At 69.7% G+C, this 13,408-nt stretch carries 13 protein-coding genes and 1 tRNA gene; 1 reads left to right on the top strand and 13 read right to left on the bottom strand.

All coding sequences use genetic code 11. The features are described from left to right. Positions 1–96 precede the first annotated feature (96 nt). From KHC27_RS06800 to pncB, 5 genes are all read right to left on the bottom strand, one after another. A complete protein-coding gene (locus tag KHC27_RS06800) occupies positions 97–1,251 on the bottom strand; it encodes a DegT/DnrJ/EryC1/StrS family aminotransferase (protein ID WP_213336684.1) in 1,155 nt (384 codons plus the stop codon). Between the two features lie 10 nt (positions 1,252–1,261). Continuing rightward, entirely contained in the window at positions 1,262–2,254 is a 993-nt protein-coding gene (locus KHC27_RS06795) for a Gfo/Idh/MocA family protein (protein WP_213336681.1), read from the bottom strand. A 156-nt stretch (positions 2,255–2,410) separates the two neighbouring features. Continuing rightward, positions 2,411–3,253, bottom strand: coding sequence for a glycosyltransferase family 25 protein (locus KHC27_RS06790; RefSeq protein WP_213336678.1), 843 nt, complete (start codon positions 3,251–3,253; stop codon positions 2,411–2,413). A gap of 146 nt (positions 3,254–3,399) precedes the next feature. Beyond that, positions 3,400–5,004 (bottom strand): SH3 domain-containing protein, encoded by a 1,605-nt coding sequence (locus KHC27_RS06785; protein WP_213336675.1) that lies wholly within the window; start codon positions 5,002–5,004, stop codon positions 3,400–3,402. Between the two features lie 201 nt (positions 5,005–5,205). After that, positions 5,206–6,498: a nicotinate phosphoribosyltransferase gene (gene pncB, locus KHC27_RS06780; RefSeq protein ID WP_213336672.1), complete on the bottom strand. Its 1,293-nt coding sequence runs from the start codon at positions 6,496–6,498 to the stop codon at positions 5,206–5,208. A gap of 232 nt (positions 6,499–6,730) precedes the next feature. On the opposite strand from pncB, the gene KHC27_RS06775 reads away from it, so the two are divergent. Then, positions 6,731–7,819, top strand: a complete 1,089-nt coding sequence (locus KHC27_RS06775; protein ID WP_213336669.1) for an alkene reductase — start codon at positions 6,731–6,733, stop codon at positions 7,817–7,819. A 79-nt stretch (positions 7,820–7,898) separates the two neighbouring features. Here the strand turns inward: KHC27_RS06775 and KHC27_RS06770 are convergent, their stop codons facing one another. From KHC27_RS06770 to KHC27_RS06735, 8 genes are all read right to left on the bottom strand, one after another. Continuing rightward, complete coding sequence (locus KHC27_RS06770) at positions 7,899–8,309, bottom strand: RidA family protein (protein WP_246519710.1); 411 nt, start codon at positions 8,307–8,309, stop codon at positions 7,899–7,901. A gap of 42 nt (positions 8,310–8,351) precedes the next feature. Then, complete coding sequence (locus KHC27_RS06765) at positions 8,352–9,242, bottom strand: transglutaminase family protein (protein ID WP_213336666.1); 891 nt, start codon at positions 9,240–9,242, stop codon at positions 8,352–8,354. Positions 9,243–9,351: 109 nt separating this feature from the next. After that, positions 9,352–9,588 (bottom strand): hypothetical protein, encoded by a 237-nt coding sequence (locus KHC27_RS06760; protein ID WP_213336663.1) that lies wholly within the window; start codon positions 9,586–9,588, stop codon positions 9,352–9,354. 115 nt (positions 9,589–9,703) lie between these two features. Further along, positions 9,704–9,898 (bottom strand): hypothetical protein, encoded by a 195-nt coding sequence (locus KHC27_RS06755; RefSeq protein WP_213336660.1) that lies wholly within the window; start codon positions 9,896–9,898, stop codon positions 9,704–9,706. A 168-nt stretch (positions 9,899–10,066) separates the two neighbouring features. Then, positions 10,067–10,142: transfer RNA gene (locus KHC27_RS06750), tRNA-Lys, on the bottom strand. A 98-nt stretch (positions 10,143–10,240) separates the two neighbouring features. Then, positions 10,241–11,740 carry a tripartite tricarboxylate transporter permease gene (locus KHC27_RS06745; RefSeq protein ID WP_213336657.1) on the bottom strand — a complete coding sequence of 500 codons (1,500 nt, stop codon included), beginning with the start codon at positions 11,738–11,740 and terminating at the stop codon, positions 10,241–10,243. Positions 11,741–11,752: 12 nt separating this feature from the next. After that, complete coding sequence (locus KHC27_RS06740; protein ID WP_213336654.1) at positions 11,753–12,229, bottom strand: tripartite tricarboxylate transporter TctB family protein; 477 nt, start codon at positions 12,227–12,229, stop codon at positions 11,753–11,755. A 74-nt stretch (positions 12,230–12,303) separates the two neighbouring features. After that, a complete protein-coding gene (locus KHC27_RS06735; RefSeq protein WP_213336828.1) occupies positions 12,304–13,275 on the bottom strand; it encodes a tripartite tricarboxylate transporter substrate-binding protein in 972 nt (323 codons plus the stop codon). Positions 13,276–13,408 lie beyond the last annotated feature (133 nt).

The following is a 13,408-nucleotide window of genomic DNA, read 5'->3' as shown; positions in this document are numbered from 1 at the left end:
GCCGGCCCCCGCCACGCCGGCCAGTGCCGCCGCGAGGGCGGCCGGCACATTTCCCGCGGCGTGCGTCCGCCGCGGGCCGAGGCGGCCGATAGAGGCTCAGGCGCCGAGCGCGCGGCGCACCGCGGCGATGACGCGATCCTGCGTCGCCGCGTCGAGATAGGCATGGATCGGCAGGCTGATCACCTCGCCGGAGAGCTGCTCCGACACCGGCAGGCCGTTGCCGGCCGCGGGATAATGCGAATAAGCCGGCTGGCGGTGCATCGGGATGCGGTAATAGACCGCCGTGGGCACACCCTCCTTCTGCAGCGCGGCGGCAAGCGCGTCGCGGGTGCCGTGGGGCAGCCGGATGGTGTACTGCGCCCACACCGAGGAGGCGCGGGGATCGACCACCGGCACGGTGCACACATCCGCCAGCGCCTCGTTGTAGCGGCGGGCGGCGGCGTCGCGGGCGGCAATCTCGTCCTCGAAGATGGCCAGCTTCTCCAGCAGGATCGCGGCCTGGATGGTGTCCAGCCGGCCGGTCATGCCGATGCGCACGTTCTCGTACTTGTCGATGCCCTGCCCATGCTCGCGCACGCTCTTCAGCACCGGCACCAGCGCGTCGTCATCGGTGAAGATGGCGCCGCCATCGCCGTAGCAGCCGAGCGGCTTGGCCGGAAAGAAGCTGGTCGCGGTGGCATCGCCGAAGCTGCCGGTGCGCCGGCCGTTCCAGGTGGCGCCGAATCCCTGCGCGGTGTCGCACAGCACCTTCAGCCCGTTGGCCTCGGCGATGGGCAGGATGGCGTCGAGGTCGGCCGGCTGGCCGAACAGGTCCACCGGGATGACCGCACGCGGGTTAAGCCCCTCGCGCCGGGCGACCGCGATCGCCGCCTCCAGGCTGGCGGGGTCCATGTTGAAGGTGTCGGGCAGCACATCGACGAACACCGGCGTCGCGCCGACCCACGGCACCACCTCGGCGGTGGCGCAGAAGGTGAAGGACGGGCAGAACACCGCATCGCCGGCCTTCACGCCCCAGGCCATCAGGATCATCGCCAGCGCGTCGGTGCCGCTCGCACAGGACACCGCATGGCGGGCGCCGGCGAAGGCGGCGAGCTTCGCCTCGAGCTCGGCGACTTCCGGCCCGTTGACGAAACGGCAATGGGTCAGCACCCGGCTGACCGCCTCATCGATGCGCGAGCCGAGGCGCGCGCGCTGGGTGGCGACGTCGATGAAGGGAATCGGGGCGGCTTCGGTCTTCACGTGCGAGGTCATGCGTGTCCTCTCAGCCGGCGGCCCGCAGGCGCGGCTTGCTGTCGGCCTCGCCCGAATGTCCGGCGAGGCAGCGAATGGCGGTGGCGATGGCGGCGACGCCGTCCTGGCCGGTCACTTCCGGCGCCTCGCCGGAGCGGATCGCGTCGAGAAAGCGCGACAGCTCGACCCGGAGCGGCTCGGCATAGGCCACCGGCAGGTGGCGCATGCTGTAGCTGCCATCTGTGCGGTAGTCGAAGCACTCGGTGACCTGACGGGTCAGCAGGTCGCCGGTGACGTATTTGTTGCGGGTGGCGACCTGCACCGTGCGCGCCTTGAACGGCGTCAGCCAGTTGGTGTTGATGTGGGCCAGCACGCCGTTAGCGGTGCGGAACTGCAGCAGGGCGATGTCCTCGCGCTCCGCCACCGCGGCCTTCACCTGCGGCTGCACCTCGGTGATGTGCGAGCCGGTGAAATGGCAGATCAGGTCGATGTCGTGCACCGCCAGATCGATCACGACGCCGACATTCGACATGCGCGGCGGAAAGGGGCCGACCCGGGTGATGCCGATGGAGAGGATTTCCTCGCCCCGGATCGCGTTCTTCACCGCCGTGACAGCGGGGTTGAAGCGCTCGACATGGCCGACCATCAGGGTGACGCCGGCCTGGGTGGCGGCGCCGACGATGGCCTCGGCCTCCTCGACGGTCGGGGCGATGGGCTTTTCCACCAGCACGTGCTTGCCGGCGGCAATGGCCGACAGGGCGATGTCGTGGTGGAGGTGGGTCGGCGCGGCGACGACGATGGCGTCGACGCCGAGGGCGACCAGCTCATGGACGTCGGCGACCGCCTTGCAGCCGAGGAAGTCGCCCACCTTGCGGCTCTGGGCGAGGTCGGGATCGGCGATGCCGACAAGGGTCGCGCCGGGAAGATCGGCGAGCACGCGGGCGTGGTTCGCACCCATGACGCCGACGCCGACGACGCCGACACGCAGGGGTGCCCGGGCCGCGGGAACTGCGCTCTGAGCCATGATTCTGCTCCTTGATGTATCGCTCCGCCCGGCGCGGTCTAGCATGCGCCCCGGAAGCAGGCGAGCGGACGGGGCGGCCTGCCTACGACGAAAGCATCAAGAATTGCTGCTTCCTGTTACAGCAGTCCCGCTGCCGGCGCCGCGCGCGAGAGGCCTTCAGCGTCGCGGGCGGCGGTACATGCGGCCGAACGGCACCACGGCGAGCTTGGCGAAGGGCGGCACCTTGCCGCGGTAGCCGCGGGGGCGCCCCTCGATCCGGCGGGCCAGATTTTCGAAGGGCTTGGCGATGTTGCGCAGAAACCGCCGCAGGCCGCGCCGGGCGGCGGAGGCTCCCGCATCCATGCGGTCGAACTCCAGCAGACTGCCGCCCTCATCCACCGAGGGCGGCTCCAGCATGCGCTCCTGGATGGCGATGCTGGGCGTCATCTGCAGGATCTTGCGCTGGTAGAGCAGCCCGGTCTCGGGGCCGAAGATGACGTGGTCGATCGGCGCCGGCGGCTCCGGGTAGGTCTCCACCAGATAGGCGGCGAAAGCGCGCGAGAGGATATAGGCCGCGGTGCCGTAATGCTGGTGGTAGAGGTGGGCGAGCTTGAAGCGCTCCGGCAGCGTGATCGCCTCGCGGCCGATCAACGTCTCCTGAAACATGGTTTCGATCTTCACCGCGTCGGTGCCAGCGGGAATCCAGTCCTCGCCCGTCAGGAACGGTCCGGCCTTGTCGGAGAAGATGATGTCGTCCTCGAACACCGCGCCGAAGGCGTCCTCGCCCTCCGCGATCCGGCGCCAGCAACTGCGATGGCTCTGGAAACAGGCGACCTCACCGATGGCGAGGCGCCGCTTCACCGTGCCGTCGGCGTTATAGAACACCGCCGGCTGGATGCCGACCTTCTTGCCGTCAATGCCGGAGACGCGCTCGAACGGTACGTTGATCCGCCCGAAACGCTCGGCCATGTTGACGAGCCGCTCCGGCGAGCGATCGAGATTGATGAGGTAGCACTTCATGCGACACCGGCGGGGCCGGCGGGGGCCGGCCGTAAAACGGGGACGCGCCACGGCGGCGCTGCGGCGCTAGCTCTAGCCGCTGTGCCCTCCGCCGGCAACGGTGGCCACCGGACAGCGGCCCGGGCGCGTTACCCGACCCGGCCGGTTCAGCCGCCGGCGTTCACGAAGCGCTTGAAGACATAGCCGGTCTTGCCGTCGGCCACGATCTGGCACCAGATGTTGCAGGACACCACGGTCACCTTCTGCCCCGCCTTGAGCGTCGCCAGCGCGGCGCCGCCATTGCCCGGCTGGGCACGCAGCGTCACGCTGCTGCGGATCGTGGCGTCGCCGGCCGCCGGGACGGTGCCCGCCGCGGCATCCTCGCCCGAGGGAGCGCCGTCTTCTACGGCGGAAGAGCTACCCGAAGCGGCGGGGCTGGCGGCGGCCACCTCGACCGGCTCGGCCGCTGCCGGCGGGACGGCGGCCGGCTGCGCCGCGACGCGGGGCGCCGGGGGCTTGGGCCGCGGCAGCGGAACCGCCGCAGAGGCCGCCTCGGGGGCTTCGGTCAGGCTGGTGTCCTGAACCGGCGCGTCCGTCCCGGCGCGGCCGAGCGGCGGCTCGACGACGGCGATCGGCGACGCCGGTTCCGGCGTCTCGGCCTGCAGGGCCAGCGCCGGGCTGGCGGGGCTCGTATCCTCGAGCGGCGCGGCACGCGCCAGCGCGACGGAGGCGGCCGGGGCCGGGGCAGAGGGCGGTGCGGCTTCGGGTGCCGGTGCGGGCGCCGACGGCACTGCCGCCAGCGACACCGGCGCCGGCTGCACGGTCGTGGCGGCGAGCTGCGGCACGGGGGTATAGGGGGCGGCGCTGCGGGGGGCCGGCTGGGCGCCGGCCATTTCCGACGAGCTCACCACATTGGAGGCGGCAACCTCACCGGCGGCGGGGCCGGTCTCGGCGATATCGTCGTTGCGCGACGCCAGCGACTGGAGCGCGACGCCCGCGCCGCCGACCATCGCGAAGGCGAGGGCCAAGACCGCAAAGCGCTGCCAGGTGATGGTCTGCGAGCCCGCGCGCTTTTTGCGTGGCGGACGTTTGAGGGTCCCGCGCGGGTCCATGGCGTCGACACGGGACGCGGAGGGCGTGCGCCAGCGCGTGTCGCCGGCGGCCGGCTGCGGCTCCGGCACTGCCCGCGCGGCGGGCGCAGGTGCCGGGATGTCGCGGGGGCGCCGGGCATCGCCCGGCTGGCGTACATAGGCGCCGGGATCGGACAGCGCGCTCAGCGCCGCCTCGATGTCCGCGGCATCACCCGCGCGCGAGGGGTCGAAGGCCGGCCGCAGGCCGGCGGGGCGGGCGGCAGCGGCATCCCCACGTTCCCGGCCGATTCGCTCCAGCGCGGCACGATCGACGATCTCCCGCTCCGCGACGGCGCGGTCCAGCGGCGGGCGAGGCCGTGGTGCAACGGCACCCTGAGCGGCGCGCGAGGCAAGGCCGGACGACGGCACCACGGCGGGAGCGGCCGCCTCGCCCCGCAATTCGGCGGCGATGCGGGCGGCGTGGGCGGCGAGAGGACGGGCATCGCCCTGGGCCGGGGTGGCCGGGGGGCGCGGCGGAGGAACGGTCGAGCGGGCGGAAGCGGCAGGACGGGGATCGGCGGCGGGGCCGCGCTCGGCGCGCTCTCCACTGCGGGGAACCGGCGGCGGCGCAAAGCCCATGGCGGCGGGCGGCACCGTGTTTACGCGGTCGAAATCGCTGTCGTGTTCCAGAGCACTCGGCATGCACACTCGCTCGCTTTGGCCGCGGCCGGACAATGGGCCGGCCGTCTGCCCGCCCTACTCACACCTTGACGTCACTGTGCTCGCCAGAGCACATAGTTGCATGTTCGCCACATGCAGACTTTATCGTTGTGCCTAATTACGGCAATCCTTAGCCAATATTAAGACTGGTATTTCCGTGGGTGTGAATTTGTCCGCCCCCGGTCAGACATACACCGCCCGCGCCGCCTGCTCACCAGGCCGGAAGACGCGCTTGTAGCGCTCCACCTCGTCCTCCGGTCCCATCGCCTTGGTGGGGTTGTCGGAGAGCTTCACCGTGGGGCGTCCATTCGCCGAAATAACCTTGCAGACTATGGAGATAGGGTCGAGCCCCCCGCCGGGAACGAGCCCGCGGAAATCGTTCGTCAGCAGCGTGCCCCAGCCAAATCCGAGCCGCATGCGTCCCGTGAAATGGCGGTAGATCCGCTCGATCAGGTCGATGTCGAGCCCGTCGGAAAATATGGCGAGCCGGGTGGCGGGGTCCTGCCCGCGGGCGCGCCACCAGGCGATCGCCTCCTCGCCCCCTTCGATCGGATCCTTGCTATCGATTCGGATGCCGGTCCACTGCGCCACCCAGTCCGGGGCGTCGGCGAGGAAGCCGGTGGTGCCGAAGGTGTCGGGCAGGATCACCCGCAGATTGCCCTCATAATCCTGCTGCCAGTCGGCCAGCACCTGATAGGGCGAGCGGGCGAGCGCGGCGTCGCCCTCGGCCAGCGCGGCATAGACCATCGGCAGTTCATGGGCGTTGGTGCCGGTGGCCTCCACCTCATGGCGCAGCGCGATGAGGCAGTTGGAGGTGCCGAGGAAACGCGGCCCCAGCCCCTCCATCATCGCCTGCACGCACCAGTCCTGCCAGAGGAAGCCATGGCGGCGGCGGGTGCCGAAATCGGCGACATTGACGTCGCCCAGCGCCTTCAGCCGCTCCACCTTCTCCCACACCCGCGTCATCGCCCGGGCATAGAGAACCTGAAGCTCGAACCGGCCCATGCCCTTCAGCACCGCGCGCGAGCGCAGCTCGTTGATGATGGCGAGCGCCGGAACCTCCCACATGGTGGTTTCGATCCACGGCCCCTCGAAGGTCAGTTCATACTGGCCGTCGCGCTTTTCGAGGTGATAGGGCGGGAAGCGGAAGCCCTCGAGCCACGCGACGAAGTCGGGCGAGAACATCTGCCGCTTGCCGTAGAACATGTTGCCGCGCAGCCAGGTCGACTCTCCGCGCGACAGCGAGAGCGAGCGGACATGGTCGAGCTGCTCGCGCAGCGCGCCTTCGTCGACGAAATCGGCGACGCGCACCTGCCGGGTGCGGTTGATGATGCCGAAGGTCACCCGCGTGTGGAAATGGCGGCGGTAGATCGTCTGCGCCATCAGCAGCTTGTAGAAGTCGGTGTCCAGCACCGAGCGCACGATGGGGTCGATCTTCCAGGTGTGGGCGTAGACGCGGGCGGCAATGTCGATCATGCGGCGGGCAACCTGCGGCGGGAGACGGCGAGGGTGGGGAGCCGAGGAAAGCGGCGGGCGGCCCGGCCCGTTCTAGCCCATGTCGGAGGGAAAAGCAGCGACACCCCGGCCGCTGCCGCCCTGCCACATTGCATGTACGCAAGACCTCTCTTGCAGGACAGCCAAGCACTGGCAGCTTCCCGCTCGCACGCTTATGTCGTGCCCGATAGAACCCTCTCCCGGAGCTTTGCCCGTGACGACTCCCTCGCTTTTCGATCCCTACCAGCTTGGCGGCATCACCCTCGCCAATCGCCTCGTAATGGCCCCCCTCACCCGCAACCGGGCCGGCGAAGGCCTCGTGCCCACGCCGCTGATGGCCGAATATTACGGCCAGCGCGCCGGCGCCGGCCTCATCATCACCGAGGCCACCCAGATCTCCGCCACCGCGCAGGGCTATCAGGACACGCCCGGCTGCTACACCCCGGAACAGGTCGCCGGCTGGCGGCGGGTGACGGATGCGGTTCACGCCAAGGGCGGGCGCATCTTCGTGCAGCTCTGGCATGTCGGCCGGGTCTCGCACCGTTCGCTGCAGCCGGAAGGCGCCGCCCCGCTCGCTCCCTCGGCCGTGCAGGCCAACACCAAGACCTATGTGAACAACGCCTTCGCCCCCACCGATGAGCCCCGCGCCCTGACGCTGGAGGAAATCCCCGGCGTGGTCGCCGACTTCGCCCATGCCGCCCGCTGCGCGATCGAGGCCGGCTTCGACGGCGTCGAGATCCACGGCGCCAATGGTTATCTCGTCGACCAGTTCCTGCGCGACGGCGCCAACAAGCGCACCGATGCCTATGGCGGCTCGATCGAGAACCGCACCCGCTTCCTCAAGGAGGTGGTGGAAGCCGTCATCGGCGCCATCGGCGCGGAGCGCACCGGCATCCGCCTCTCGCCGGTCACACCGGCCAACGACCTCAGCGACAGCAACCCGCAGGCGCTGTTCAGCCATGTCGTGGATGTGCTGGAGACGCTGAAGCCGGTCTATATCCACATGATCGAGGGCGCCACCGGCGGCCCGCGCGACATCGCGCCGGAATTCGATTTCGCCGCGCTGCGCGCGCGTTTCAGCGGCACCTGGATGGTCAACAACGGCTATGACCGCGCCATGGCCGAGGCCGCCATCGCCTCCGGCGCGGCCGATCTCGTCGCCTTCGGCAAGGCCTTCATCTCCACGCCGGACCTCGTGGAGCGGCTGCGCCGCGGCGCGCCGCTGAATGAGCTCGACACCGCCCATCTCTATGGCGGCGGCGCCCAAGGCTACACCGATTACCCCACGCTCGACGCGGCCTGACGCGCCGGCCGGACAGCGCCAAAAGCCGAACGCCCGCCGCGCGGACACGCGGCGGGCGTTCGTTCAACAGGACGCCGGTTCAGGGCCGGTAGGCGACGAAGTCGATCTCCACCAGCGCCTCGCGCGCCAGCCCGGTGACGCCGATGCAGGTGCGCGCCGGAAGCCGGCCTTCGGGGAAATAGCTGCGGTAGGTCGCGTTCATCGCCGGATAGTCCCGGGCGAATTCGGTGATGTAGACCCGGGCCTGCACCACGTCGGCGAGGGAGTAGCCCACCCCCTCCAGCACCAGGATGAGATTGTCCATCACCCGCCGGGTCTGCGCCTCGATGCCCTCGGGCAGCGGAGCGGCATCGTCCTGCGGGTCGGTCGGCATCTGTCCGGTGACGAACAGCCAGGGGCCGACCTGGACGCAATGGCTGAAGGGAGCGACCGGCGTCGGCGCGGCGGCCACCATGTGGAACATCGGAGGGGGAAGGATGGAATCGCTCATGCGCCGAGGCTATCCCCCGGCGCCCGAGCGGTCCACGCCCTGTCAGGCGGCCATCGGCAACCGGTGCGAGCGCACCGAGACGTCGACCGTCATGCCGAGATAGTCGCCGAGCATGCCGGTGAAGCCGCCGCCGACCGGCACCGCCTGCGCCGGATCGCGCGTCACCGCGATGCGGATGAGGTTGTCGCCGGCGATGATGCCGTTGGTGGGGTCGAACTCCACCCAGCCGGCGCCGGGAAGGTAGATATCCGCCCAGGCATGGGTCGCCCCCGCCCCCACCACGCCGGCGTCGTCGCCGTCGAGCGCGGGGTCGTAGAGATAGCCGGTGACGAAGCGGGCCCCGAAGCCGAGCGAGCGGGCCGCCTCGATCAGCAGCAGCGCGAAGTCGCGGCACGAGCCGCTGCCGAGCCGCAGCGTCTCCTGCGGGGTCTGGGTGCCCTGCTCGTTGCGCACCTGATAGGCGAACCGGGCCTTGATGCCGTTGTTGATGTCGGTCAGCAGCGCCATGGTGTCGGTCGGGCGGGTGGCGATGAAGCTCTGGGCGAAGGCGGCGAGTTCGCCCTGCGGGTCGGCGTAATGGCATTCCAGCATGCGGCCGAGATCGGTGCGGTCCTCGGTGGAATAGACGAAGGGATAGGTCTTGGCCGCCTCGTCCAGCTCGAAGCTCAGCCCGCCAGTGCCGTAGCGCTCCAGCGTCAGCACGCTCTCGATCCGCAGCTCGCTCGCGGGTTCGGCGAAGTCGACGATGGCGACGGAATTGCCGAACACGTCGTGCAGCCAGCGCACATGGCCGGGCGGCGAGAGGATGAGCTCGGCGTCGACGAGGCGAAGGTCATGGCTGTCCCGCGGCCGCAGCATCAGCCGGTGCGGCTGGAAGGTCACGGGGTTGGCGTAGTTGTACTGCGTCACATGACGGACGGTCAGCGTCTGCATTGGGTTTTCTTTCTCGCGGCGGCGCCTGTGCCGCCCGGGTCGTCTGCTTCTTCCCGGGCCGGCGGGAGCGTACCCCCCGCCGGGTCTCGATGACCGTCGGGGCCCGGCATCAGTGGCTGAACAGCCGTCCCACGACGTAGCCGGCAAGGCCCGCCGCAACCAGCGTGTGGAAGGAATAGCGCCGCTCGCCCGTGGCTTCGTCCTCCAGCGCATCGAGCCGCTCATCCGCTTCGTTCATGGCGCGGTCGGCGACGCTCGCGGTGGAGCGCGCGGCCGATTCCGCCTCATGCTTGGCCTTATAGCCGAATTCCGACGCGCGGCCGGTGAGGTTGTCGCCCGTGTCCATCTCGATATCTCCTCGCTTGGTGGCTGACGCTGCGCGCCCCGGGGGGCGTCGTTCGCGCGGACAACGTGCGAGGCCTCATTTCGTTCACCGGCGGTGGCGGCGGGCCACCGCTGCGTCAGCGGCGCCCGGCGACGAAGGCGATCAGCTCCATCGGCCCGGCCGGACGCACCACACGCACCCGCCGGCCCCCGCAGAGGTCGCAGCGCAGCTTGGCCGAGGGCACCGCCGGATCGGGCGTTTCCGCGAGCGCGGCGGCGGGCGCGCCGAGGATGGATCGCCGCCCGCACCGCAGGCATTCGGCGCACAGCATGGCGTCTTCCTCCTGGCAAAGAACCCATATGGGGAGCGGAACGCGAATTCCCATGGGCCGCAGGCCGGGATGTGGCGAAGGTAGGATCGTTTGAAGACGCGGGAAACGAGACAACGGCGCCTCAGCGCCCGTGTCGTCAAAACCGGTTCGGCAATCCATCGGGGAGGATGGTGGGCGCACAAGGACTCGAACCTTGGACCCGCTGATTAAGAGTCAGCTGCTCTACCAACTGAGCTATGCGCCCGAACCGGTTCGCCGCGGCAGCGCCGCTGCGATGGGTGGGCATGTAGCAAAGGCACCCCGCCCTGTCCATAGCCCAGGGCGGGGTAATTCACAGCCCTGTCATTCCTTGAAGGCCTCGTCACGGGTCTTCCGCACCGAGGGCAGCAGCACCACCACCAGCGCCGCCAGCGCCAGCAGCAGCAGCGAGGCGGAGAGCGGACGGGTGAAGAACACCAGCGGGTCGCCGCGCGAGATCAGCATCGCGCGGCGCAGATATTCCTCCAGCATCGGCCCGATGATGAAGCCCAGCAGCAGCGGCGCCGGCTCGCATTCCAGCTTCACCAGCACGTAGCCCACCACCCCGAACAGCGCCATGGCGAACACGTCGAACACATTGTTGTTCACGCTGTAGACGCCGATGCAGCAGAAGCCGACGATCAGGGGGTAGAGCACGTGGTAGGGCACGGTCAGCAGGCGCACCCAGATGCCGATCAGCGGCAGGTTGAGCAGCACCAGCATGAAATTGCCGATCCACATCGAGGCGATGATGCCCCAGAACAGGTCCGGCTTCTCGTTCACCACATTGGGGCCGGGCACGATGCCCTGGATGATGAGGGCGCCGATCATCAGCGCCATCACCGGGTTGGACGGAATGCCCAGCGTCAGCATCGGGATGAAGGAGGTCTGCGCGCCGGCATTGTTGGCGCTCTCCGGCCCCGCGACCCCCTCGATGGCGCCCTTGCCGAAGCGCTGCGGCGTCTTCGATATCTTCTTCTCGATGGAATAGGACGCGAAGGACGACAGCATCGCGCCGCCTCCCGGCAGGATGCCGAGGAGCGAACCCAGCGCCGTGCCGCGCAGGACCGGGCCGACGATGCGCCTGAAGTCCTCCCGCGTCAGCATCAGCCCCGTCACCTTCTGCACGCCGACGGAGCGCGTGTGCTCGTCCTCGAGGTTCCGGATGATCTCGCCGAGGCCGAACACGCCCATTGCGAGCGCCACGAACTCGATGCCGTCGGCGAGGTCGGTGATGTCGAAGGTGAAGCGCGGCACGCCGGTGTAGACGTCCTGTCCGGCGATGCCGAGCAGTATGCCCAGCACGACCATCGCCAGCGCCTTCAGCACCGAGCCGGAGGCCAGCGCCACCGACGCGATGAGGCCCAGCACCATCAGCGCGAAATATTCCGGCGCGCCGAACTGGAGCGCGAGATCGGCCAGCGGCGGGGCGAACAGCGCCAGCAGCAGCGTCGCCACCGAGCCGGCGAAGAACGAGCCCAGCGCCGCCGTCGCCAGCGCCACCCCGGCCCGGCCCTGCCGCGCCATCTGGTAGCCGTCCAGCGCGGTAACGACGGATGAGCTTTCGCCCGGCAGGTTGATCAGGATCGCCGTGGTCGAGCCGCCATACTGCGCGCCGTAATAGATGCCCGCGAGCATGATGAGCGCCGAGACCGGCGGCAGGCCGAAGGTGATCGGCAGCAGCATCGCGATGGTCGCCACCGGGCCGAGGCCCGGCAGCACCCCGATGAGCGTGCCCAGCAGCACGCCGACGAAGCAGTAGAACAGGTTCTGGAGGCTGAGGGCGACCGAGAAGCCGAGTTCGAGGTTCGAGAGGATGTCCATGGCGTCCCGATCTCAATAGCCGCCGAGCCAGGGCCCGCGCATCGGCAGCGGCAGGCCCAGAGCCTTGATGAAGACGAGCCAGGCGAATGCCACCATCAGCGCGGTGAGCAACAGCGCGGTGGGAAGCCGGAAGCGCCGGCTGGCCAGGGCCGAGAGGAACACCGACAGGCCCATGGCCGCGCCAAGGCCCAGCGGGCGGATGCCGAGGCCGAACACCACCACCGCCAGCGTCACGAGACCGAGCGCCCGCCAGGGTATCGCGGCGAGGCTCAACGGTTCGCCGGCGTCCTCGAAGCGCAGCCCGCCGATCAGCACCAGCAGGCCGAGCAGCGCCAAGAGCCCCGCCAGCATCAGCGGGAAATAGCCGGGCCCCATGCGGACGGCCGAGCCCATCGGCAGGTCGAGCGAGAGATACGCGAACATCGAGGCCAGCGCGAGCAGCAGGCCGCCTGTGATCACGTCCTTCGGATTTCGGATGAATCGGCTCACGGCCGCTGTCCCCCCTGTGGCGCTTCTTGGAACGGCCGCCCCTTCTGCCGGGGGCGGTCCGCCGGTCGGGCCTGTCAGTCGGCGTAGATGCCGGCCTGTTCGATGATGGGCTTCCACTTGGCGACCTCGGCCTCGAGGAAAGCCTTGTGGGCCTCGGGCGAGGCGCGGTCCTGGCTCACCGGCTCGGTGCCGAGATCGGCGAAGCGGGCGATCACCTTGGGGTCCTGCAGCGCGACGCGCAGCGCATTGTTGAGCTTGGCCACCACCTCGGGCGAGGTGCCTTTCGGCGCATAGGCGCCGTGCCACACCGCGACCTCGAAATTCTTCACGCCGCTCTCGCCGAAGGTCGGCAGGTCCGGCAGTGACTTCACCCGGGTCGGCGTGGTGACGCCATAGGCCTTCACCTTGCCGGCCTTGATCTGGCCGGTGGTGTTGGTGGACTGGTCGCACATCAGGTCGATCTGCCCGCCGACGAGGTCGTTCATCGCCGGTCCGGTCCCCTGATAGGGCACGGTGGTCATCGGCGAGGCGAGCGCCGACATCAGCAGCATGCCGCACAGATGCGAGGCCGAGCCCACCCCGGCATTGCCGTAGATCACCTTCTCCTTGTTCTCCTTCACATAGGAGACCAGCTCGGTGATGGTAGTGGGCGGAAGGTCCTTCTTGCCGATGACGGTCATCGGCACATCGGTGACGAGGCCGATCTCGACGAAGTCGGTCAGCACATTGTAGGGCAGCTTGCGGTACAGCGTGGCGGAGGTCGCCTGCCCGATATGGTGCAGGAGGATGGTGTAGCCATCCGGCGCCGCCTTCGCGACCTGACCGGCGCCGCGCGTACCGCCGGCGCCGCCGACATTTTCCACCACAACCTGCTGGCCGAGGGTCTTCGACATGGATTCGGCGATCAGCCGGGCCACGGTGTCGGTGGGCCCGCCCGCGGCGAAGGGCACCACCATGGTGATGGGCCGGTCGGGGTAGGTCTGCGCCCGCGCCGGGCTGAAGGGGATCGCGAGCGCCGCCAGCGCGGCGCAGGCGAGCACGACCATGCGGCGGGTGGCGGAGGGGCGCGGCGCCGCCTCGGTCGAGGCGGCCGCCATCCGTGGGTTCGGGTGTGTCATTGAGCGTCCTCCCAGGACTGATGCCGTGCGAACAGTGTTTCGCCGGCCGGTTGGGCTTCGG

It is taken from the genome of Ancylobacter lacus (assembly GCF_018390635.1).
Lineage (GTDB): Bacteria > Pseudomonadota > Alphaproteobacteria > Rhizobiales > Xanthobacteraceae > Ancylobacter > Ancylobacter lacus.
This window is presented reverse-complemented; position numbering and strand designations above follow the sequence as displayed.